The organism is Nostoc sp. C057, from assembly GCF_013393925.1.
Taxonomy (GTDB): Bacteria; Cyanobacteriota; Cyanobacteriia; order Cyanobacteriales; family Nostocaceae; genus Nostoc; species Nostoc muscorum_A.
Map to the genome: position 1 here is coordinate 6615925 of NZ_CP040281.1, position 23528 is coordinate 6639452.

At 39.3% G+C, this 23528-nt stretch carries 18 protein-coding genes and 1 pseudogene; 13 read left to right on the forward strand and 6 right to left on the reverse strand.

Features of this window, described 5'->3' with window-relative positions:
- The first annotated feature begins 59 nt into the window (after positions 1-59).
- Complete coding sequence (locus FD724_RS28245) at positions 60-464, forward strand: ChuX/HutX family heme-like substrate-binding protein (protein ID WP_179074885.1); 405 nt, start codon at positions 60-62, stop codon at positions 462-464.
- 39 nt (positions 465-503) lie between these two features.
- Here FD724_RS28245 and FD724_RS28250 read toward each other — a convergent pair whose 3' ends face one another.
- Positions 504-1619 (reverse strand): toll/interleukin-1 receptor domain-containing protein, encoded by a 1116-nt coding sequence (locus tag FD724_RS28250; RefSeq protein ID WP_179074886.1) that lies wholly within the window; start codon positions 1617-1619, stop codon positions 504-506.
- A 280-nt stretch (positions 1620-1899) separates the two neighbouring features.
- Between FD724_RS28250 and FD724_RS28255 the strand changes: the two genes are divergently transcribed.
- The 8 genes and pseudogenes from FD724_RS28255 to FD724_RS28295 all read left to right on the forward strand — a co-directional run bounded on the left by FD724_RS28255 (position 1900) and on the right by FD724_RS28295 (position 12902).
- Positions 1900-2700: a DUF6816 family protein gene (locus FD724_RS28255; protein WP_179074887.1), complete on the forward strand. Its 801-nt coding sequence runs from the start codon at positions 1900-1902 to the stop codon at positions 2698-2700.
- Positions 2701-2788: 88 nt separating this feature from the next.
- Positions 2789-4609, forward strand: coding sequence for an ABC transporter ATP-binding protein (locus FD724_RS28260; protein ID WP_179074888.1), 1821 nt, complete (start codon positions 2789-2791; stop codon positions 4607-4609).
- 355 nt (positions 4610-4964) lie between these two features.
- Positions 4965-6107: a VWA domain-containing protein gene (locus tag FD724_RS28265; protein ID WP_179074889.1), complete on the forward strand. Its 1143-nt coding sequence runs from the start codon at positions 4965-4967 to the stop codon at positions 6105-6107.
- A gap of 19 nt (positions 6108-6126) precedes the next feature.
- Positions 6127-9510: pseudogene (locus FD724_RS28275) on the forward strand (tubulin-like doman-containing protein).
- Positions 9511-9548: 38 nt separating this feature from the next.
- A complete protein-coding gene (locus FD724_RS28280; RefSeq protein WP_179074890.1) occupies positions 9549-11198 on the forward strand; it encodes a hypothetical protein in 1650 nt (549 codons plus the stop codon).
- Between the two features lie 224 nt (positions 11199-11422).
- Complete coding sequence (locus FD724_RS28285) at positions 11423-11809, forward strand: IS630 transposase-related protein (RefSeq protein ID WP_179071816.1); 387 nt, start codon at positions 11423-11425, stop codon at positions 11807-11809.
- Positions 11810-11868: 59 nt separating this feature from the next.
- Positions 11869-12369, forward strand: coding sequence for a transposase (locus FD724_RS28290; protein ID WP_179071815.1), 501 nt, complete (start codon positions 11869-11871; stop codon positions 12367-12369).
- Positions 12348-12902 (forward strand): flagellar motor protein, encoded by a 555-nt coding sequence (locus tag FD724_RS28295; RefSeq protein WP_179074891.1) that lies wholly within the window; start codon positions 12348-12350, stop codon positions 12900-12902. Before FD724_RS28290 ends, FD724_RS28295 begins: the two co-directional genes overlap by 22 nt.
- A 59-nt stretch (positions 12903-12961) precedes the next feature.
- Here the strand turns inward: FD724_RS28295 and FD724_RS28300 are convergent, their stop codons facing one another.
- Positions 12962-13918, reverse strand: a complete 957-nt coding sequence (locus FD724_RS28300) for a hypothetical protein (protein ID WP_256874378.1) — start codon at positions 13916-13918, stop codon at positions 12962-12964.
- A 676-nt stretch (positions 13919-14594) separates the two neighbouring features.
- Between FD724_RS28300 and FD724_RS28305 the strand changes: the two genes are divergently transcribed.
- The gene (locus tag FD724_RS28305; protein WP_179074892.1) at positions 14595-16706 is read left to right on the forward strand and encodes a M3 family metallopeptidase; all 2112 of its coding nucleotides are present in this window, start codon (positions 14595-14597) and stop codon (positions 16704-16706) included.
- A 147-nt stretch (positions 16707-16853) separates the two neighbouring features.
- On the opposite strand, the gene FD724_RS28310 is transcribed toward FD724_RS28305, so the two are convergent.
- The gene (locus tag FD724_RS28310; RefSeq protein WP_179074893.1) at positions 16854-17267 is read right to left on the reverse strand and encodes a hypothetical protein; all 414 of its coding nucleotides are present in this window, start codon (positions 17265-17267) and stop codon (positions 16854-16856) included.
- Positions 17268-17690: 423 nt separating this feature from the next.
- On the opposite strand from FD724_RS28310, the gene FD724_RS28315 reads away from it, so the two are divergent.
- Both FD724_RS28315 and FD724_RS28320 read left to right on the forward strand, forming a co-directional pair.
- A complete protein-coding gene (locus FD724_RS28315; protein ID WP_179074894.1) occupies positions 17691-18257 on the forward strand; it encodes a PadR family transcriptional regulator in 567 nt (188 codons plus the stop codon).
- Positions 18258-19640 (forward strand): carotenoid oxygenase family protein, encoded by a 1383-nt coding sequence (locus FD724_RS28320; RefSeq protein WP_179074895.1) that lies wholly within the window; start codon positions 18258-18260, stop codon positions 19638-19640.
- Positions 19641-19774: 134 nt separating this feature from the next.
- Here the strand turns inward: FD724_RS28320 and FD724_RS28325 are convergent, their stop codons facing one another.
- Positions 19775-20482, reverse strand: coding sequence for a CAP domain-containing protein (locus FD724_RS28325; protein ID WP_179074896.1), 708 nt, complete (start codon positions 20480-20482; stop codon positions 19775-19777).
- A 551-nt stretch (positions 20483-21033) separates the two neighbouring features.
- Entirely contained in the window at positions 21034-22161 is a 1128-nt protein-coding gene (locus FD724_RS28330; protein WP_179074897.1) for an acyltransferase family protein, read from the reverse strand.
- A gap of 118 nt (positions 22162-22279) precedes the next feature.
- Between FD724_RS28330 and FD724_RS28335 the strand changes: the two genes are divergently transcribed.
- The gene (locus FD724_RS28335; protein ID WP_114082494.1) at positions 22280-22738 is read left to right on the forward strand and encodes a peroxiredoxin; all 459 of its coding nucleotides are present in this window, start codon (positions 22280-22282) and stop codon (positions 22736-22738) included.
- Between the two features lie 128 nt (positions 22739-22866).
- Here FD724_RS28335 and hpf read toward each other — a convergent pair whose 3' ends face one another.
- Positions 22867-23511, reverse strand: a complete 645-nt coding sequence (gene hpf, locus FD724_RS28340) for a ribosome hibernation-promoting factor, HPF/YfiA family (protein WP_179074898.1) — start codon at positions 23509-23511, stop codon at positions 22867-22869.
- Between the last annotated feature and the right edge of the window lie 17 nt (positions 23512-23528).

The following is a 23528-nucleotide window of genomic DNA, read 5'->3' on the forward strand; positions in this document are numbered from 1 at the left end:
TAAGCGAAGCTATGCCGTAGGCTTTACGCTCAGTACAAATGACAAAGGACAAATGACAAATGACCACAACATTGAAAGAATTTTTAGAAGCTTGTGAAACTCTTGGAACCTTGCGTTTAATTGTCACTAGCAGTGCGGCTGTATTAGAAGCACGGGGCAAGATTGAAAAGCTATTTTATGCAGAATTACCAAAAGGTAAGTATGCGAATATGCACACTGAAGGCTTTGAATTTCACTTGAATATGGATAGAATTATTCAAGTGAAATTTGAAACTGGTGAAGCGAAAAGAGGCAACTTTACAACCTATGCTATTCGGTTTTTAGATGATAAACATGAGCCTGCTTTAAGCCTATTTTTGCAATGGGGTAAACCAGGAGAATATGAACCAGGCCAGGTAGAAGCTTGGGAGACTCTAAAAGAAAAGTATGGAGAACTTTGGGAACCTTTACCAGCAGAGATTTAATATAGATAAATGGTAATTGGCGAAACCGTCAATCACCATTTATTTAGATAATACAATGTCACGAAATTGAATATCTCTAAGCGATTTAGGTGATTCAAATCCTTCTGCCTCAATATTAAGTACTTGTATTTTATTGACTTGTAAAGGAATTTCGATAAAACTCACACTCAACCTAACATTAGCATTTTGGATAAGTTGTGTACTAACATAATAATTATTTTTAATTGCATCAATTTCAACTGAGTCAGCAGGATATGTAATACCCTCTAAATCCAAAAACTTGCTTCTTTTAGAGGTATAATTACCATATAATCTGAGTTCTCTATCCTTGAGGGTATTTGTTATTAATACATCACATTTTACATTTTCATTTAATCTTTTGCAGCTTTTAAGTTTAAAAATAAACCCTTCTACTTCGACCGATTGTTGAGATCCTATTTCTTGTTGAATACTTGGGTTATTCTTGTCAGTGAGTGTAGGCGCAGGAGTTTTATTTGGTAAAGGATTTTCAATAATAGGCTGAGGTGTTGGTGTTGATTTAATCGGATTTGGCAAATCAGTTTCAGTAGGTGATTGTGAGGTAACTTCAGAAGATTTTATAGTTTTTTTGCTAGATGTATTTTCGGAACATTGGAGTTTGAAAAAACATCTAACTTCTGGAGTTGTAATAGCAATAATTACACTTAATCCTGTTAATACTAGACCTAAAATAGCGATAAATTGATTAAATCCTACTTTTTTACTACGATATTTCAGAACTTTGTCTTGGATGAGTCTCCAAAGTTTGACAATTTGTTCATTTTCGTGATCTCCATCCCAATTTAATAGATAAGCTGGTTGAATATCTAAAAATTCTCCAGGGATTTTAATATTTTCAATTAATACAGGAATCAGAATCTTATTATTTTTTTTTGCTTCTGAAGCCAAGCTTTTTAATAAGGCAGATTTTATAGAATTATTTGACCATAAAACTATGACAAATTTAGCTTTATCTAGCATTTCTGTTGTTTGATTTATGATTTTACTTCCTATAGAAATATTTTGTGCTTGCCATACATTAATACTATAATAATTTAAAGCATCTTCTAGGAGACTTGCTATAGCTTTATCCGATTCAGAGTAGAGCAAACAAACTTCATTTTGACGTGCGTTCATTTATTATTTTCCTAATTTTTCAAATTACCTAGCTCTCACCAAAATTTATGTTATTGATATAATATAAATTAAATAATCAGCATTTTATGGAATTGTACACTAGCAATAATTTACTTTTCAAACACTCAATTATGATAATTGAGCTGAAAATTTTACATACTAGATATCATAGCTCAATATGTGATTAGCTAGCTGGATAATGAGTAATACCTTAAATGCTTTATTTTCCTGGATATAAATTTTTATTCCATAAAAAATAAATATTAAACAAACACTACCGATGCTTACAAAGAAGGCGATTTGGAGTTTTTGCTTAGTTGTTTCGTTCCTACTATGGAGTAGCGAAGCTCTTGCAGGAGAGTTATCTGAACGGTTAGCAAATTTTCCCCAGTGGGAAAAATTAACCTCTGTGCAACCAGCTTCGGGTGATTTAGTTTACCCTGAATGGATGGCTGGTGATTGGCAAGTTACCAGTACTTTAGTAGATTTAGCCGCACCTTTAGCACCAGATATTGTCACACCTGGATTTGAAGGTAATCGCCGACAATTAAATCAGCCTGTGAGTTTTGTAGTAAGATTTGTGAAAGAGAAACCACCTATTACTAGGTTAAAAATATTTCCTCAGATAGATAAAAAATCCCCAATTTTAGTAGCAGATAGAGCGTTTAATAGTTTGAACTTGGCACGGGCTTATTTAGGGGATGAAGCAGTGTTATCAGTCAAAGTAGATCCAGATTCACCTAATCGTCAGATTACATTCTTGCGTAGCAGTCGCCAACTAGTTTCCATTGTGACTGCACGGGCTACAGAAACTCTTCCTGATGGCAAGTTTATCACCACAGAAGTGTTTCAACAATTATTCAAAGGTGGCTCACGCCCCTATTTGAACTCTGTAGAATCTACCACTGCTTATCATAAACTTCCAACAGCTAATCCGGCGATTGAGGGAGATCAAGTTACTGCTGTCTATCTTTCATCTCAAGATCCAGATTACTTTAAAGCTGATTCTCGACCAGTTGCTCTCTATCGCTATCGCCTAGAATTTATCCCAGCACAAATGCTTACTACTCCAAAGGAGTGATTTAAATCTATAGCCCTTGACTACTTTGTAATACGCTTGTAGTATATAAATTCCAAGCTCACGATCGCGCTCTTGGACGGTGTGCATCATGGCCAAATTTCAAGATATTGTCAATTACTTTCGCTCTGACTGGAAGCTGAGTGTTTTCAGTATTACAGCATCTGGCATTTACGAAGTTATTGATTTAGTTGTTCCTTACGCGATTGGGCAGATTTTAAACGTTTTGTCTAATCAACCTTTGGATAAACCACTTCAAAGTGCGATCGCAACTTTTTCTGACATCACCAATTACCCTATTAATAAAACTCTATCTTTGGGTGTATTACTGGGTTTAGTTTTCGTTGTCACCGTAGTCAAAGCGCCAACCCAACCTTGGTTAACCCATTGGTTTCACTGGGATATATCCTTAAGGTTGCGTCGCCAGAAAGCCCAAACAGCCATAGAAAAAATTCTCACTCTCCCACTAGAATTTTATGATGAAAATAACCCAGGACGAATTGCTGGAAGAATAGCAAGAGGTATTTCTAACCACACTTTTACGTATCCTGAAGTTGCCGGACAATTAATTCCTAAACTATTTCGGGTACTGGGAATTTTCTTGTTTATATTGGTGATTGAGTGGCGAATTGCGATTTTATATTTGATTTCCTTTGTAGTTATTCTTGGCTTTAGTTTGAAGGATTTAAAGCACCTGATTTGGCATGAAACTATTCTGGATAAATATTCAGAAGATACGGAAAGTCGTAATTCTGAACTGATCACCAACATAAAAACGGTAAAAGCATTTGCTACTGAAGCTCATGAACTAAAGCGGCAAAAACAACGTTTGGATCGTGAGCTAATGGTGGTTGAGTATCGCGTTCACAAAGGTTATGTGAAACTGGCTACTTGGCAAAGGACTGTAATTCAGTTTTGCGTTTTTACTATCCTGGGTTTGACTTTAGCAGCAACAGTAGACGGTAGAATTTCTCTTGGTCACTTTGTCATGACATTAACTCTTTCTAGCATGGCTTATGCCGAATTAGAACCTATTAGCACATTGGGAGAAATTTTTGCCCGTCGTTATTCTTCTATGCTGCGGTTTCACGAATTTCTCCAAGAGCCAATTCCATCTGATTCAGCTAGTCTTTTAGAAGAGAGCAACCAGACAGAATTACCTTATAAATTTACTGGAAAAGTTGAGTTGTCCCACGTCAGTTTTGGATATGATGCCAACCGTCAAGTTTTGCAAGATATTAACTTGTTGATTGAGCCATATCAAACAGTGGCATTAGTTGGGCGTTCTGGTTCTGGTAAGTCTACTCTAGTTAAATTACTGTTGCGATATTTCGAACCTCAACAAGGCCAAATTTTGATTGATGGTCGAGATATTAGCACTTTGAATGTGGGTAAGTATAGACGAAGGCTAGCGATCGTTCACCAAGAAGTAGACGTTTTCAACGGTACTATCTTGGATAACCTCACCTATGGCAGGCGGGATGCCAGTTTAGAGCAGGTTAAAGAAGCCTGTAGAATTGCCAGAGTCGATGAAGTAGTGCAACACTTACCCCAAGGTTATTACACCGTTGTGGGTGAACGAGGTGTCAGATTATCTGGAGGACAAAGACAACGGTTAGGAATTGCGAGAGCGTTGCTAGTGGAACCAGATGTGCTGATTTTTGACGAAGCCACTTCTAGCTTAGATTATGAATCTGAGCGTTCAATTCAGCTAGCGATGCGATCGATTCAGGGTACTTGCACCACTATTGTGATTGCTCACCGTTTAAGTACAGTGCGGGAAGCAGATAAAATTGTAGTTCTGGAGCAAGGAAAGATTGTAGAAGTGGGTAGCCACGATGAACTCTTGCGTCACGAGGGCATTTATCGCCGCTTACACTCCCTGCAAGAAACAGGAGAACTTCTAAGTTAGGGAACATAGACATTTTGGATTTTGGATTAACCCCATAAATCAATTCCTGTGATTAAATCGACCTTATTGTATTGTCAATAAGGTCGATTTTTTCAATTGTCCCCAACGGTATTTTGTACAAGAATAGAAATTCTGAACCACCAGTCATAATGTATACAATATGTGATAATAGATTTCAGATAAAAATTATAGTCCACTGAACTCTGTCCGCTTAAGTAATGCAAGAAGCGAGGCTTGTAATTTTCGTGTGTTAAGTATATAAACTGAATCTTGCTATTGTCATTTTTATATGGGGACATTTGCTAGGTATCTATGCAATAAGTCTTATTAATTATTTAATTAAATTATATTATTTGTGAATATAACTAAAATTACTCCTGGACAAACACTTACTTCTACACAAAAAGTTGGCTTAGATTTAGTTGCTGTTTTGGATGGCGGACGAGATGTTGTCTTGGCGATTGATTTAACAGAAAGTGTAGGCTTAAATGATGAAGGTCGTATCCGCTTACGTCAGATCATTCAAGATAGCCTTAAGCCTGGAGATACTGTCTACATTATTCCTTTTGCTCAAGATGTAGTTTTAAGTGAAGTTAAATCGGGTGTAAATCCGTTGGGAACACCCATCTACTTTATTAGTAATAATCAAGAAAATATTGACCAAATCTTAGCAAGAATACCTTCGCCAAATTCAAAATACTATGGTACAGATATTCAGCAAGCTGAATTTACTATCTATCAAGGTCTAGCTCAGATTAATCAAAATCGTCTACAAGAAAACCAATCTATAAAACCACAATCAGTAGTTTGGGTTACAGATGCGCCATTATTTACCGAACCAGGAATTACATCGCAAATTTGGATAGAAACACCTGCTGGTAGTCCTTTTCGGATCGCAGATTCTCCCGAAAGTCAACAGCGACAAGCTTGGATTAAAGATTTGCCAATTCAGAAGCGATCGCTATCAATTAAAACACAAAATAATCAAGAGTATAAAATCACAGTAGTCGATATTGCTCCTACAGTCCAAGAATTTTGTACACCAGCGCCAGGTAATCAAGAAACTTGTTTAGTCACACCTTATTTAATTAGAAAATTATGGTTGCCTGGACTAACTTCAATATTAATCCTAATAGGTCTATTCTTAGCTGGACTAAAATTATATCGTCTCCGAAAAAAATGGGAACTTATAGTTGATTTTGAAGCAACTGCAAAACCAGAATACCAGAAATGCAGCTTGCCAAACAATAAACGAATTGCAATTGGTGAATATGACTCTACTTGTGTAGATTCCATTGATTGCCCAGGTGTAGAAATCAGAGGATACTTAGAACGTAAAGGTGAGAAGCTATATTTAGTACCAACTAATTTAATACCCATTTATTACAACGATCAAGAAATTACATCACGTAAACTTATAGATAAATATAAATTTCGGCTCAATTGTCCAGATTCTCGCAAGCGCGATTACGAGATTATTATCAAACTCAAAAAATAATATTATTCAGGTGCATAGGATGAGTCAATCAACTACAAATGAACTTCAATATCGGGGAATCAACCGCACAATTTGCATAGGTTTAGGCGGTACTGGACGTGATGTTTTGATGCGAATCCGGCGATTAATTGTTGATCGTTATGGAGATTTAAGCAATCTCCCAATTGTGAGTTTTGTTCACATAGACACAGATAAAGCCGCAACCCAAGTCACCGGTATTCGTACAGGAAGTACCTATCATGGTGTTGACCTCAGTTTTAAAGAGGCGGAAAAAGTCAGCGCTACAATGTCCTCCAACGAAGTTACCATGTTTGTCGAAGGATTGGAGCGGCGGTCAGAATATACTCGTCATGGCCCATACGACCATATTGGCAGATGCAGGGCAAACGCATCTAAAGTATAAGAATCCTTTAATAGCAAGGGTTTTGGCGTTTTTTAATTTAGCCTATTTTTTCATCAAGATCCTTGCCCAGCAAGGGTTTCAGAAATCCCGTGCGTTCGCCCTGTTGGCAGATGGTTTCCACCACAACTATTGCGAAATATTAAAGCAGTTGAAGAAGGTGCAAAAGGCATTAGACCTGTAGGTAGATTAGCTTTTTTCCACAATTATCAAAAGGTAAAAACAGCAATTGAAAGCGCAGAGAGACGCACCAGAGGACATGATTCTTTATTGCTGAAAGCTGGCTTAAGAGTCGAACCAGGACTAAGCATTTTTGTTGTCGGTTCTCTTTGTGGCGGTACAGGTAGCGGCATGTTTCTGGACATTGCTTATAGCCTCAGACATCTTTATAGCGATCAAAGCGCCAAAATATTTGGTTATTTAGTGATTAGTCCAGAACTGTATGGTAATGCTCCTAGCATGAGCGCTAATACTTATGCTGCTCTCAAAGAATTAAATTATTACAGTACACCAGGTACAAAATTTGAAGCATTTTATGACTTACAAAATTTAGTTTTTATCCAAGAACAGCGTCCACCATTTGACTATACCTATTTAGTATCAAGTCAAACAGGAGGTGAATATTCAATCTTGGTTCAAGGTAAATTATATAATGTTATTGCCCATAAGATTGCTTTAGATTTTTCTAGTGAATTAGCACCAGCAATTAAAGGCAGTAGAGACAACTTTCTACAACACATGATTCAATGTGATAAGCACCCGCGTCCCAATAGTCAACGTTATTTAACATTTGGATTGGCGGCTATCTATTTTCCCCGCGATACTATTGTACAAATAGCTTTAAACCGCGTTAGTTTAGAGCTAGTAAAATTTTGGCTAAACGGCAAAGGTCAAAGTCCAGATCCCGTAAAATTAATTGAACAATTCCTTATTCAGTATCATTGGCACAACGATCCAGAAAATAAAGATAATTTCACAACAAAACTAGCAGAATCAGTTCAAGAGAATAATAAGAGTTTTCGGAATACTATTAGTACTTGGAGAAATAAATTAGAGCGGCAAATTTCGGAATGCCAAAAACGCGAGAATCGCAACGATATTCGCGGACAGTTACCAAGAGAATTTAGAGAGCAATTCCGCAAAGTTCAGCCAGGTGAAACTGAAAGCACTAGAGGGATTTGGCTCACTAGGCTACTACAAATTTCTCCAAGCACTACTAAGGAACTAAAGACTAATATTGATGATTATCTAAGTCAATTACTCACACCCACAGATTCTAATTTCTCCATTAAAAGTACCCGTGACTGGCTAGATGGTTTGCAACATGAATTGCATAACTATCAACTAAACTTGCAAGAAAAAATTACTGCCCGTGGTGGCATGAAAATCTTGGAAGATTTAGAGAGAAAATGGCGAGATACTGAACAAACAATCGAAGATATTGAGCAAAAACCTAGTATTCCCCTCCTAAATAATAAAAATAGCCAATTCCAAGATGAAGCCAAAAAATCAGTACAGGAAATCTGCAAGATTATTCAGCATAATTTTGATGTCACAGTCGTTCAAGAATCCCTAAAAATTGTTAATAACTTACAAAAGCATGTTCAAGAGAGAACAACTCAAGTTGCTGCCTTTAATAGCTTAGTAGAAGATTTACAAAGTTTTTATGAAAAGCAAGATAGGGACTTAAGACAATTAAATTTTGATGAAATGAGTGGTGAAGCAATATTTGATGGTGAGGATATTGACCGATGTTATCAAAATATTTTGCCAGAAGAGGATTTACGTCGCCAGTTTGTGTTAGTTAGTTCGACAATTACAGAACAAACTGGTAGAGGGCAATCTTTGGCAAGTTTTATAGACAGAGAACGCACCACTCCAGATCAGTTACACAAAGAAATTGACTTGAAAGTTGATAAATTATTTGCTTCTCGGAGCATTAATATTGTTAATTCTGTGATTAAACGTTTTATGCAAAACTACTCTTTAGCAGTACGTTCAACTCGTTTAGCACAAGTTATGCAAGAAGCTGAACCTCTCTTGCGTTTGAATTTAAGTGACCCTTATTTTCGGGAAGATCCTGCCAAAAGTAGTAAATTAGTTGGTTTTAAGGATACAGATGAATTAGAAGTACGGCAGTTCAAAACTTTGCTTACACAAGATATAGGAGTGGAACCAAGTGTCTTAAAAGCAACCCAAGCTGAAGACGAAATTTTAATTGTGAATGAGTATGCTGGTTTTCCTCTCAGACTAATTAGTAGTTTATCAAGAATGAGAAACCCCTACCTACGCGAACAGCATTCTGCAACATCTTTTCTTCATAACGACTATAATCTTTCATTCCCTGATATTATTCCACCTGATGCCAGAAAAATAGAAGAGCTGGAAGATATTTTTTATCCTTGTTTAGCATTGGCTTTATTAGAAAAAAATCAGGGAAATCAACAGCTAGAATTTCAATATCACGATCCATTGCGCGATAGTTATACTATTGCTTCTCTAAGTCCAGAGTGGAGTCAAGCTTTGGAGGAACTTGCTAACCGTAAGGATATGACTGAAGCTTTACAACAGCTTTTAGATGATGAGATTGCTGGAATAGAAAGACAACCGGAACTTTGGGAAAATAACTATTTAGTTAAACTGCGGCAATTTGTCAAAGAAGTTGATGAATTTCCAGAAGATAGTGCTAATTATCCATACAAAGCAGCAGTAGTTGGAACTCCTACAAGTACTGATCCTGTAGCTAAAGAGGGAATTATCAATCGTTTTCGGAGAAAGATGAATGAGCGGTTTAAAAGTTCCCAAATTCAAACCAGAGATATAGGAAATAAAAAATCTATTGTTGGTGAGATAGTTGTTGATTTTCCTATAGAATCTACTGATAATTTAGCAAAAAGGCGCTTAGAATTGGAGCGACTAAAACAAGATTTAGCTGACGATTTAATGAGTGAAGAAGAGTACGATCGCCAGAAGCAAAAAATCTTTGCTAAATACCCAATTTAGTCTTTATTAGGAAAAAATATACTATCAAGGTGTTTTTGATGCCACCAATACCAGGTTATTTAATATTTATTACTCTTGTACTCGTAGTTCTCCCATCTATAGCAACGATTCTTATCCGCTTGGCTCTGTATCAACATATATTTTTATTGGAAGAGAAGGTAAGAAGGCTAATTAATAGACAATCACCTGGACAGAAACCAAAAATTATAGAAGAACTAGAACGAAGGTTTAGAGAAACTAGTAAAAACTTAGATCAGGTTAATACAGCAGCGTTAATCGATCAAGTTTATAGCCAAGAAAAAGTTTGGGGATTTACCTGTGAACAAATCGATTACTTTTGTCGTATTCTTCCTAATTTACTCTTAGCCTTTGGCTTACTTGGTACTTTTCTAGGCATCACACTTAATTTAGGCGTACTCAGTCAAACTATCAATCAAACTAATACCAGCAATGTTGGCAACTTAGTTGCTGAATTAAAGAAACCACTAGAAGGAATGAGTATTGCTTTCACTACCAGTTTAACTGGACTTTTTTTTAGTACCTCATTAACACTATTTAACTGGTTGAAAAATACTAGTTTTGCCAAATATAGACTTATTTGTTCTCTTGAAGATTACTTAGATAATATTTATCATCCCCAGATTCAAGGTGATACTCGCCTCGATAAAATCGTTAATAAAATGGTATCTCAGCAGGATGAGTTTTTAACTCGCTTTGGCGATACTGTGCGGGATGCAGTGGAAAAATCTATAGGAAGTGTGGCAAAACAAATTGCTGAAGGGAATAAGGAAGCTACTGATTTAGCCAAACAAGTTTATGAAGGCTTTTATCAAGCTGCTGGCACTATATCTGGTGCTGCTAATGAATTTGAACACACTATTACTGAACTAAATACAAAATCTCACATATTTAAACAGTCTGCTGAAATATTTGCTAATAGTCAGTTTCCTCAGAAATTATCAATAGCTACAACCAACTTGACTACCATGCAAGAAAGATTTTCAGAATCTGCTGCAAGTTTGGCACAGACAACCAAGATAATTGAAACATCAGTGATAGAAGTTCAGCATTGTAGTCAAGAATTGATTAATTTGGCAGGTGATATAAAAAAGGCTAATCAAACTTCAACTCAAGTTTTAGAGTTACATCAAAATAATCAAAATTCTCTTGCTGAGATTATTCCTCAACTCAAGCAAGGAGCTAGTAGTTTTTCAAAAGCGATTAACAAACTGGATAAATTAGAGCAAGGGATTGCTAGTAAAGCTAATAGTTTGACAGAGTTAATAGAAGTTGTTAAAAGCTATACAGAGCAACTTAATTTAGCAATTGAAGCTTTAGGCGAACGCTTGATTTTAAACTTATCTCAGCAGATGGGTTCTAATAACCAACAAGTTAAGGCTGCTATTACTAACTTTGAAGAATATACTAATCAGTTAGGTATTAAATTAGATATGTCTAAGTCAGATTTTATAGATGTCATCCACAAAGATAATGAAACTTTTAATAATGAATATAAAAATGTCAGCGCTCTCATTGTTAAAGGAATTATTCAGCAAACAGAAATAAATAAAAAAGGACTAGAAATGTTAATCAATAATATTCAGGAATTTAATCACGATGTAAATAATATCAAAGATGAAATTTATCGATTGAGGCAGGGAATGGAAAAGCAAGTAGAAAAACTCTAACTAATTACCTTGAATTATTTGAAATTAAAATATTAAATTATGGCTCGTCGTTCACAGCATAGTGACTACAACGAAGATTTAAATATTTGGCCTGCTTTCACAGATTTAATGTCTAATGCTTTCATGATCTTGTTACTATTATTATTAATAGCTACCACAAAGTATACGATACAGCACTTCCGTCTGTTATAAGGTACACTAGATTAAAATATAAATACTTTTAAATGAAGTCATACTCTGTCGAGCTTCGAGAAAAAATAGTTGCGGCACATCTTCAGAAAAACATCTCAATCAGGAAAGTAGCTAATATATTTTCCGTCTCAAATAGTTTAGTCCAAAAGCTTGTAAAACAACAAAAAGTTGAAGGAAATTTACAATCCAAGCCGCGAGGAAAGCCACAATTTAGTCATCTAACAAATGCTGACATAGAGTTGACAGAATTAGTTGCATCACATCCAGATGCAACATTAATAGAATTGTGTGAATTATTTGCAGACAAGACTGGCAATTTCGTAGGTCGAAGTGCAATGTGTCGTGCGTTACAGAAATTAGGATTAAATCGGAAAAAAAAACAAAGCGGAGTACCCAAGCAGGCACGGAGAGAGTCCTGAATTTAAGATTAGATTTTTGGGAAAAGGTCAAACATATAGAGCCAGAAAATTTAGTATTTTTGGACGAAACTGGCGTTCTACTTGGTTTAACAAGGACTCATGCCCGTTCACAAATTGGAACAAGAGCTTACTCTCTTAACCCCTTCTATCGGGTATCAAAAGTTACAGTAATTGGAGCAATTAGTATTAAAAAAGTAGTCGCATTAATGACAATGAATAATTCAATGGATGGCGTTGCAAATGATGTATTTATTGAGAAGTTTTTAGTACCAGAGTTATGGTCAGGAGCAGTCGTAGTGATGGATAATTTATCCGCGCATAAACTCGATTCAATTGTGCCAATGATTGAAGCTGTCGGCGCTTCAGTTCTTTGTTTATCCCCATATTCTCCCGATTTTAATCCAATTGAATTATGGTGGTCACAACTCAAATCTTTCTTACGCAGTTTTGCTCCAACTACAACAGAAATGGTTGATAAACTAATATCAGTTGCACTCGACTTAATAAATCCTCAACATTTAAGAAACTGGTTTGCTAATTGCTGCTACTGTACCTCATAACAGCCGGAAGTGCTGTATCGCAAATATCTAATCCAGGTACACCACCAATTTTGTTGATTAAAGATGAAAATTCAAGGTTTGATCCAGGTAGCGCAGTAATTCCAACGACAATGTTGGATTACATCAAAAATAAACTCGTACCTGATATAGAGAAAAATACAAAATCTTACAACATTAACACTGTTGAAATTATTGGACATACTGACGAGCAACCTATTGGTATTATCAGCAGCAATTTAGACTCTAATTTAGAGCTAGCTGCTAGTCAAGGTGGTTCAGTTAGTACACTTAAGGCAGGTTCTAACGCTGATTTAGGATTGATGCGTTCCCTTGCAGTAGTTAAAGAACTGCTGAAAATCCAGCAACAAAATAAGATGCCAGGAGTTCAATTTCGCGCTTATTCTGCGGCACAATTAATATTACCAACTGGTGAATTTGCTCCTATTCCCCAAGACAAGCGTCACCCAGAATCGAAGCGGCGACGCATTGAAATTCGTTTTACGCGCTTGGGTGAAGTGCGAGAAGTAAAGTAAATAATCTATTCACCACTGCTAGAACACTAATTCAAGAATCGAAGTCTTCTAAAAAAAAACTAAGATTTACTCTTATCTGCTTCTTTTTGTGCCGCCTCACTATATTTCTTATATAGTTGAGTCCGAATTTTAGCTTCCTGATAACGGCTGTGGTTTTGTGGCACTGTACCCATTAAATCTGAAGCTCGTTGCCACTTAGCAGCAATCTCTAGCCACTGAGTTGAGCTTGTGGCTGTTTTACCAGATGCAGAAGCTTGGTTGGCAATTCGCACAGATATTGAAAATGGGTCATCAGATGGCTCATCAAAGCTATTGCTAGGAACACGAGATGGTGTTTGGGCTTTTTTCTGGTTAGTATTTTCTGTAGTTAAAGATTTGGAAGTTTGTGGTTGCATTAGGTTTTTCAGTTTATCACCTAACTGGGCATAAACAATCCAACTAAGTAACAACAGTGAGCATAAACCAGCTGCTGCTAATACCTTGGTTTTAGGTTTATTACTGTGTTTTTCTTTGTTAATAAGTACCAAAGGACGAGAGACTTGAGTTTTAGGAAAATTTGGTTTTCCCAGGTCAGCTTGAGCCTCTGTAAAATCTTTAATTAGTTGCTTTACAATATTAGGCTGAATTAAGGCGATTTCCTGTGACCAGAGCAATTGGTTGTCGCGATCGCTATCTATCTCTTTTAACCATAGTAATTGTTGTTCTCGAACAATCCGACTGTTGATATTGACTCGGCGAATGTGGCGCGGAGCAATAGACTCAAGAATTTGCTGGATTTGTTCTACGAGGGGAGATTGCTCAAGTTGCTCTATCCTAGCCGCCTCACACAGAAGTTGTAAAACACCATCAGAAAAAATGGCTCTAGTTCTGACACCAGATTTGGCTAGCTTTTCATTTAATAACTGAATAATCGCAGCAACGCTCCCTTGGTGAGCTTGCCAACCTATATCGTTTATTCGGTCTACCATCTGAGGTTTGGTGATAACTCTTCCACCCTGACTGATTAACGTATTCATTAATTTAGGGACTCTTTTCTACTGACCTTGATCTTGTCTTCGATTTTACGAGTAAAAAGATGAGTTGCCAAATAAAATCATAAAAGTCAAGCCTCCCTTCTCGGTTCGGTAAAGATGCTCGATCGCGCTCAGTTAATTTAACACTCCCACGCTTAAAAAGTGTAGGATTCTTGAACTGAAACAGCACTTTCAGGTTAACGCCGATGCTGGCGGACGAGCTACCTGTTTGACATACTACATTATGATGTCTTTTGGCGATCGCATAAACTCAAGTTAAGTTAGCTAAATAGTATCAGGATCAACACCAAGGGATGTTTAATGTCTAGCCGCTTCTCTGTAAGAGGCTACGCCGACTCCAACGCCTCTACACAACTAGTTTCTTCAACCTTTACACCTGCGATTCTGCATATCTTGCTTGCTATTGGGTTTATTCCCTCGCTAATCTTTCGTGTTTCAGAGACACTTTCGCTGATATTTCTGGAACTGTCATTCTGTCAGATATCATTCACAAAGGAAACAAAATAGCTGGATGAGGATAAATTTGTCAGTCATTCTCGCTTTTTTTGCCTTTTTATCAGAATGGCAAGACTATTTAGTACAGCGATCGCTACATTAGAAGATATATATAAATAAAAATCATTGTTGATTTTTATTCGTTCGCAGTTCACACAAAACCATGAGTGCAAGTACCATTATTTCCGAAAATCCCTTACTCCAAGGCGTTGGCTTACCTCCCTTTGCAGAGATTAAACCAGAACGAGTAGTACCAGCCTTCAATCAGCTGTTGGCAGAACTTGAGCAGCAACTTGCCACCTTAGAAGCTAGTGTACAGCCTACTTGGAGTAGTTTAGTAGAACCTTTAGAAAAGCTGACAGAACGGCTTACCTGGAGTTGGGGGGTGGTGAATCATTTAATGGGTGTTAAAAATAGCCCGGAACTGCGCGAAGCTCATGAAATCGTACAGCCGCTAGTTGTACAATTTATCAACAAGCTCGGTCAAAGTCAACCTATCTACAATGCTTTTAAAGCACTCCGTACCAGTGACAATTGGGCAACTTTAGAATTAGCCCAACAGCGCATTGTAGAAGCCGCCATTCGAGATGCAGAACTTTCTGGTGTTGGCTTACAAGGAGAGGTAAGAGAGCGTTTCAATGCCATACAGATGGAGTTAGCAGAACTTTCTACCAAATTTTCTAACCATGTACTTGATGCCACGAAAGCCTTCAGCTTAACCCTGACAACACAAGCGGAAATTGAAGGTTTACCACCAAGCTTAGTGAGTCTAGCAGCCCAAGTTGCTCGTGCAGCAGGCGAAAGTAACGCCACACCAGAAAATGGGCCTTGGCGGATTACTTTAGACTTCCCCAGCTATGGCCCTTTCATGCAGCACAGCACCCGGCGAGATTTGCGTGAAAAGCTTTACAAAGCTCATATCACCCGTGCTTCTGCTGGCGATTTGGATAACAACCCCTTAATTGAGCGCATTTTGAAGTTGCGCCAAGAACTCGCAGATATATTAGGTTTTAAAAGTTTTGCCCAATTGAGTCTGGCTAGTAAAATGGCTCCTAATGTTGAGGCAGTCAACGCTCTTTTAGAAGAACTACGCCACGCTAGTTATGATGCTGCTGTCAAAGACTTGGTAGAACTCAAAGCTTTTGCCGCAGCACAGGGAGCAGCAGAAGCTGAGGATTTAAAACACTGGGATATCAGCTTTTGGGCAGAACGCCAGCGAGAAGCAAAATTTGCCTTTACTGCTGAAGAATTGCGTCCCTACTTTCCACTTCCCCAAGTTTTAGACGGCTTATTTGGACTAGTCAAGCGGCTGTTTGGTGTTACTGTCACTTCTGCCGATGGTCAAGCCCCAGTCTGGCATGAGGATGTGCGTTATTTCCAAATTGCTGACGAAACTGGTTCTCCCATAGCCTACTTCTACTTAGATCCTTACAGCCGTCCAGCCGAAAAACGCGGTGGTGCTTGGATGGATGTGTGCATCAATCGGGCTAAAATCACTGAAAATGGTGTCACTGCCATCCGCTTACCTGTAGCTTATTTGGTGTGTAATCAAAGTCCTCCCGTAGATGGTAAACCTAGTTTGATGACCTTCTATGAAGTAGAAACTTTGTTTCACGAGTTTGGTCATGGATTGCACCATCTGCTTACTAAGGTTGATTATCCCGGAGCCGCAGGCATCAATAATGTGGAGTGGGATGCTGTGGAACTACCTAGTCAGTTTATGGAAAACTGGTGCTATGAGCGACCCACTTTGTTTGGTATGGCGAAGCATTATGAAACTGGTGAAGCCCTACCGGAGCATTATTATCAAAAGCTGCTAGCGGCGCGTAATTATATGAGTGGTACTGCTATGTTGCGGCAGATTCACCTAAGCAGTCTTGATTTAGAACTACACTACCGCTATCACCCTGATAGTAATGAAACTCCGTCAGATGTGCGTCATCGCATAGCCAAGACTACTACCGTTTTACAGCCACTTCCAGAAGATGCAATTTTATGTGCTTTTGGACATATTTTTGAGGGTGGTTATGCGGCAGGTTACTACAGTTACAAGTGGGCTGAGGTACTGAGTGCTGATGCTTTTGCCGCTTTTGAAGAAGCTGGTCTAGAAGATGAAGAGGCTATAAAAGCTACAGGTCGGCGTTATCGGGATACGGTACTCGCACTTGGTGGTGGTCAGCATCCAATGGAGGTGTTTAAAACTTTCCGGGGTCGTGAACCAAGTACGATCGCTTTACTCAGGCACAATGGTTTAGTCAGTGCTGCTGTAAACTAAACAATACCACTGTAGGGAGGTTGCAATGCAATCTCCCTACTTGCGTCAAATCTTTGTTATCTAGCATCTAGCGATCGCAAAGCTCGTTATTCTGATACCAGTAGATTTTATCTCAAGTCATGCCCTGTCGGAGTGACAGGGAATGACTTAAACTTTAGACATGAGAAACCTTGATATTTCTGCATGTGCCAACACAGCAGATGGTTCGCGCTGGAGAGCATTGTAATACTTTCTCTCGAAGGTATTACCTGTCTCTAAAGGTACAATCAGCGTGCGGACATCAGTAATCAACTTTTCAAAATCTTCCAAAGATATCGGTTCATCAGCTTCGAGCATTTCATCAACTTGCACAACTACCTCAGAAATGCGATGTAGCCAAGCAAATTGTTCATGAGCGATAACTAACTGAAGTAATTCTCCGCTTGATACTCGTCCACTAACCTGTTCATAGGCAATGCGTTCTGTTTCCAACAACATCTTATGAAGGTGGAGTAATTTATTTCGTAAATCACGCAGATATTGATGTTGACGTATTCTTTGTGAAAGTGTGTTAGAAGTCAATGTTAATCATCCTCTCGTTACAATAGCCTTCAATGGCTTAAATAATTGCTGCATCAGTATTGATCGCCAATAGACTGTAGCGAACAACTGGCTTGTTGAGTGATACCGTAGCGATGCGTAGACGCTTGCCGCTTCAACTTTCTCTTCACGACACTCTATCTAGTAAGATTCCCATCTGGTTACAGGCTCAACACTCAACATACATCGCCACTTCCGCACCGTCTTGTACAAACAGCACCATTAACCATCTGCCCAATCTCAGTTCATGTATTCAGTTTCCTTGTTAAGACGTATGAAAATCAACATATCTTTTTATAAAAGTTGTATCTTATATTGGATTAATCACATATTAGCATAAACTTATAAGAAGTAGATAGTTATAGAACCTAGTGAGAAAATGTCAATTATGGGAAAACAGTCTTAATGTCCCTAGCATACGTAATTCTAGGTCTTCTTCAGCAGCAAGAAATGACGGGCTACGACCTCAAAACCAGCTGCTTTGATCAATGTATTGCCCATTTGTGGCCAGCAGACCAGGCACAAATTTACAGAACTCTCGATAAGCTAGTTGAGCAAGGCTGGATTACCTGTACGGTTGAGATTCAGCACGATCGCCCCAATCGCAAAGTTTACACTGTGACGGAGCTAGGGAAAGCCGAATTTGCCCAATGGCTTGGGACTCATCAGCCGTTACCAACTTTACGAGAACCAATGCTAGTCCAGTTGCATTTTGCAGATCAGTTATCGAATGAAGCAATCATTCACCTACTGGAGCAACAATTGGCGGCTCGAAGCAAAAAGCTTGCTGAATGCGAAATCATTGATTTGCCATCACTTGGTGATGATTCTGCCAACCGTGAGCAGGTAATGCAAAGGCTGGTGCTGGAGTTGTTAATCAGAAGAGAACAGACTTATATTAATTGGTTGAAGACAGCGATTAATGTTATCGCTCACCAAAAACCATATCCATCACATTACCAAATTTTATAAATGCCAACAATAGCAGTAAATCCTTATCTTGATCGCAATTTTGCTCCAATCCGTGAAGAAATCACCACCGACAAATTGCCAGTCATCGGTGAATTACCCCTTGATTTATCAGGGATGTTTGTACGGAATGGCCCTAACCCTCAATGGACACCTATCGGTCAATATCACTGGTTTGACGGAGATGGAATGTTACATGGTGTGCAAATTAGCAACGGCGTAGCCACTTATCGTAACCGCTACGTCCAGACAGCCGGATGGAAAAAAGAACGAGAAGCGGGTGAGGCTCTGTGGAGTGGGTTTTTAGAACCACCACGAATGGATAATCCCCACGGCCCCCGCAAAAACACCGCCAATACTGCCTTAGTATGGCACGCGGGTCAGATGTTGGCGCTGAACGAAAGTGGTAAACCTCACGCCATCAAGCTTCCTGAATTGGAAACCATTGGCGAGTATACCTACAATGGGAAACTAATTTCTGCTTTCACAGCTCATCCCAAGGTAGACCCGGTGACGGGCGAGATGATCTTCTTTGGCTACTCTGTATTTACGCCACCATACCTGCAATATAGTGTTGTCTCAGCACAAGGCGAACTTTTGCGGACAGTGCCAATTGACCTGTCCATAGGAGTGATGATGCACGATTTCGCCATCACTGAAAACTACACCATTTTCATGGATTTGCCTCTGACTTTTAGCGCCGAGCGATCGCAACGAGGAGAACCTGTGATGATGTTCGAGCGCGATCGCCCCAGTCGTTTTGGCATCCTACCACGTCATGGTGACAACAGTAATATCCGATGGTTTGAGAGCCCCTCTTGCTACGTCTTCCATACCCTCAATGCTTACGAAGATGGAGATGAAGTAGTGCTGATCGCCTGTCGTATGAGTTCTACTACCGTGTTGATTTCTGATGATTCGCAACCCGATCCAGAAGGAAATATCCCGCGTTTGTATCGCTGGCGATTTAACCTCAGCACGGGGACAGTGCGTGAAGAATTGTTGGACGATGTAACTTCAGAATTTCCCCGCATCAACGAAAATCTATTGGGGCGGCAAACCCGATATGGCTATACTAACAAAATTGCAAATAGTCCCGTACCATTATTTGAAGGTATAATTAAGTACGATTTCAGCAGTGGAAATTCACAAACCCACAAATTCGGACAGGGACGCTATGGTAGTGAAGCTGTATTTGCGCCGCGTCCTGGTGCAATTGCTGAGGATGATGGCTGGCTTGTGACTTTCGTTCATGATGAGAATTCAAATACTTCAGAATTAGTAGTGGTGAATGCCCAAGATGTGACGGCTGAACCTGTAGCGCGGGTGATAATTCCTCAACGAGTGCCTTATGGATTTCATGGTGCTTGGGTTGCAGGGGAATAGCCGTGTGGGATGTGTGGGAAGTGTGGGAAGTGTGGGAGGATGGGGAAGAAGTCTTACCCCCCACACTCCCCACACTCCTCTTCTCCCTTTGCCTACACTATGCATGAGAAATCCGGGATTAGTGGAACCCACGTTTACGTTTTTTCCCTATAACCTCCAGCGTAGTCAATTACGCAGATTGTTCTATATGATTTGTGAGTTCCATAAGCAACGCCAGACACTTTAAAAGCACCGTTAAATATATTTTTTCTATGGCCGCGATCGCGCACGCCATCATCAATAATTAATTGCATGACGATATCTTGGGCAGTGTTTGGGCCATAGCTGATATTTTCGCCTGCGGTTGTTTCCCATCTACCATAGCGGTTGATGCGATTAAAGGGATTGCTACCATCGCTACCATCATGACCTGTAGCACCTTTTGGCCCTTGGTCTTTAACATGGTCTTTTGCTCCTAAAGACATACCTTTAGAGGCACTCAACGCTCCTACAGGACGTGCAGATTTCAAAAATGCGATCGCTTCATCGACTGCTTTAACTCCTTCTTGAGTTCGCAAATAGGTATTATTAGAAATTTTGACTCGGTTCCCTTCAAAGCGCTTCCTATAGTTTTCTAGAATCGGGAGATATGATTTGGGATTTGTTCGTACCTTATTTGTTTCAATAATTACCTGTTGTTCCAACGGTGAAAGATAACTCGCCGTTGCTAATAAAGTTGGGCTGGTTGGTTGAACTACTGCTGGATTCGAGTTTGCCACAGATGGGCTAGATTGAAACAGTTGATTTGAGCAACCCAATATCAGGGTAACTGGCAAAAGTACCCAAAGTTTAATGCGATGCATTCATTACCTCACAATTTTTTTATGGATTAATTTAGTGAATTAGGAGAAATAATAATTTTCAACACACAGAAAAGTTTCTAGACGCTTCTTTATTCGGAATTTTAGAAACGGCTTGTTGTCAGACATCAGAATTTCTATCAGTTGCCTAATAAGAACGAAAATGAGTTTATTAAGAGTTATAGATAACCCTGCGATCGTCTTTGTTCCTTGAGTGTTAAAAAAGGATTACTTAATACCTGTTGTAACCTAGTTAACACTCAAACGTAAACTACAAAAAAATATTTTTACTTTATTACGGCTGCTTTGAAGTAAATTAATTCAGAATATTGGCTAGTAGAAAATATAAGGCAAATCAAAAATTTGCATATTTGCGTTTAACAGTAAAACGCAGAGTTGATATTGTGTCCGCTCAAACAAGTGTTCTTGCGATCGCTTTTTCTCAGTATTTTCGTAGGCTAGAGTAGCAAACCTAAAAAAACCTGGCGATGGCGTAGGCGATCGCTAATTTTAGTCGCAATTAACTAGTGACGTGTGATTTACCAGATATAGTATTACACTTTGAGAAACCAACGTTGCCGATACATCAGAACACCAACACCCCACCACAACAACACGGTGACTAAGGCAAACAACAGGGAACCATTCAGAAGTCCCGCCCAAGATGCGAAAAAATTCTGGTAAATCCAATTGTAGGTACTGGGAGCGTCTTTAGCTGTGCCGATAGTGGTTTTCACTAAGATTTTAATCAACAAAACCGATGGAACGAAAAGTGCGATCGCATTTAAGCCCATAATTTCAAAAGGTTTACTCCAGCGACGATTCAGCCGGACTTCGATGAGTTCATAACAAGCTGCTAGCAAAATTAACGCCCAACCGCTAGTAAAGACTACATAAGAACTTGTCCACAGCTTTTTATTAATGGGAAATGTCCAGCCCCACGTCCAACCGATAATTAAACAACCAACTCCAAATAATCCTAACCCGATGCTTGTGCGTGATTGTACAGGTTGGCTGCGTATCCATTGACCGGTGAAGTAGCCAGCGAGGACGCTTACTATCGCGGGAATAGTACTGAACAGTCCCTCTGGATCTCCCATAAATTTGAAACCATCTCCTTTATATAGATGTGCTTTGGGAATAATCATCCGGTCAATATAAGCGCCCAAATTACCTTCTCGTGTTAGAACTCCCGCCCCATAATCTGGCACTGGTAGATACATCATCATTAGCCAGTAGCCAATGAGTATCACTGCTGCAAGTATCCATTGACCTTTGCGCGGAAGGTTGAGAACTATCAAGGAAGCCAGGAGATAGGTAATGCTGATGCGCTGCAACACTCCCATGATTCGGATGCTACTCAAATCAAAAGTCCAAACACCTTGATTCCAAAAGCCATTTAGTAACAATCCCAAGGCAAACAGAATAGCGGCGCGGCGGAAGATGCGCCAGTAAATAGCTGAGGTGGGTTTGTTATCTTCGGTGTACTTTGACAGCGAGAAAGTCATCGCTACACCAACAATAAAGAGAAAGAAGGGGAATACCAAATCAGTTGGCGTGCAACCGTGCCAATCGGCATGGGCTAAGGGAGGATATACATCATCTGCGACTCCCGCCATATTGACGAGAATCATAGCAGCGATCGTAATGCCGCGAAAAACATCCAGTGAAGTCAGGCGCATAAAGGGAATTTTTTCTTTGATGAGTATCTAAGCTACCCCGCCTGATGCAGCTAATCAAGCAAAATTTATATACTCGGATACAAGGTAAAATTTTGTTAAGTAATTACCACCACTTGTTATGCCAGTCAAAGTTGGAGATACTGCTCCTAATTTCACTCTACCTGCTCAAAACGGTTCAACAGTGAGCCTCCAAGATTTTCGTGGCACAAAAGCTGTTGTCCTATATTTTTATCCCAAGGATGACACACCCGGATGTACGGCTGAATCCTGCGCCTTTCGCGATCAATATGAAGTGTTTAAAAGTGTTGGTGCTGAAGTTGTCGGTGTAAGTGCTGACTCTAGCGAATCTCACCAAAAATTTGCTGCGAAATATAATCTCCCTTTTACCCTGTTAACTGACAAAGGCGACCAAGTACGGAAGCTATATGGCGCAACAGCAGCCTTTGGCTTATTCCCTGGTCGCGTTACTTACGTCATTGACCAACAGGGAGTTGTGCAATACGTGTTTGATTCAATGTTGAACTTTAAAGGTCATGTTGAGGAAGCATTGAAAACTTTGCAACAAATTGCAAAATAGGGAAATGGTAAATGGGAATTGGGAAAAGGACTTGGGGACAAGGAGAATTGGGGACAAGGGGAAAGATTTGTTTCAAGTTCTCACCTCTTGTCCCCCTGCTCCATTCCCCATTCCCAATTCCCAATTCCTTATTTAGAATGCAACTTTTCCGGCATGACAATATTATTGTGGCTTGACTTGCCATTCTTGCCGTTAGTATGACCGTTACCATTGCGGGGATGAATCACACCATAACCGCCGTGGTTGCGTTCGTAAATTACATTAATCTCTCCAGTTTCAGAATTGCGGAACATATAAAAGTCGTGTCCCACTAGTTGCAGTTGTTCCAGGGCTTCTGCAAGGGTCATCGGTGGCATGGAAAAGTATTTGGTGCGGACGACTTCGTTAGGCAATTCGGGAGTGCGATCGCCAATTAAATCTGGGACTACCGACTCTGCAACAACTACTTCTACTGGTTGGGACTGAGTTTTCTGATCTTGACGGCGTTCTTTATATTTCCGCAGTTGACGGGCAATTTTATCTGCAACTAAGTCAATGCTGGCATATAGATTTTCACTACTTTCCTCGGCACGGATAACGCTACCATTAGCGTAAATAGTTACTTCAGCTGCTTGTCTAGTATTAATTCGAGGATTACGGGCTACGCTAAGATGCACATCCACTTCATTTGTGATGCTCTGAAAGTGACTAGCTGCTTTTTCAATCTTTTGATGTACATATTCCCGAATCGCATCGGTGATTTCAATATTTTTGCTGTGGATGACAAGCTTCATGTAAACTCTCCCACTGA

Coding starts and splice junctions, on each gene's coding strand:
- FD724_RS28255 (WP_179074887.1), top strand. CDS start 1,900: ATGCTTACAAAGAAGGCGATTTGGAGTTTTTGCTTAGTTGTTTCGTTC.
- FD724_RS28260 (WP_179074888.1), top strand. CDS start 2,789: ATGGCCAAATTTCAAGATATTGTCAATTACTTTCGCTCTGACTGGAAG.
- FD724_RS28300 (WP_256874378.1), bottom strand. CDS start 13,918: ATGAATACGTTAATCAGTCAGGGTGGAAGAGTTATCACCAAACCTCAG.
- FD724_RS28305 (WP_179074892.1), top strand. CDS start 14,595: ATGAGTGCAAGTACCATTATTTCCGAAAATCCCTTACTCCAAGGCGTT.
- FD724_RS28315 (WP_179074894.1), top strand. CDS start 17,691: ATGTCCCTAGCATACGTAATTCTAGGTCTTCTTCAGCAGCAAGAAATG.
- FD724_RS28320 (WP_179074895.1), top strand. CDS start 18,258: ATGCCAACAATAGCAGTAAATCCTTATCTTGATCGCAATTTTGCTCCA.
- FD724_RS28285 (WP_179071816.1), top strand. CDS start 11,423: ATGAAGTCATACTCTGTCGAGCTTCGAGAAAAAATAGTTGCGGCACAT.
- FD724_RS28250 (WP_179074886.1), bottom strand. CDS start 1,619: ATGAACGCACGTCAAAATGAAGTTTGTTTGCTCTACTCTGAATCGGAT.
- FD724_RS28335 (WP_114082494.1), top strand. CDS start 22,280: ATGCCAGTCAAAGTTGGAGATACTGCTCCTAATTTCACTCTACCTGCT.
- FD724_RS28280 (WP_179074890.1), top strand. CDS start 9,549: ATGCCACCAATACCAGGTTATTTAATATTTATTACTCTTGTACTCGTA.
- hpf (WP_179074898.1), bottom strand. CDS start 23,511: ATGAAGCTTGTCATCCACAGCAAAAATATTGAAATCACCGATGCGATT.
- FD724_RS28245 (WP_179074885.1), top strand. CDS start 60: ATGACCACAACATTGAAAGAATTTTTAGAAGCTTGTGAAACTCTTGGA.
- FD724_RS28330 (WP_179074897.1), bottom strand. CDS start 22,161: ATGCGCCTGACTTCACTGGATGTTTTTCGCGGCATTACGATCGCTGCT.
- FD724_RS28325 (WP_179074896.1), bottom strand. CDS start 20,482: ATGCATCGCATTAAACTTTGGGTACTTTTGCCAGTTACCCTGATATTG.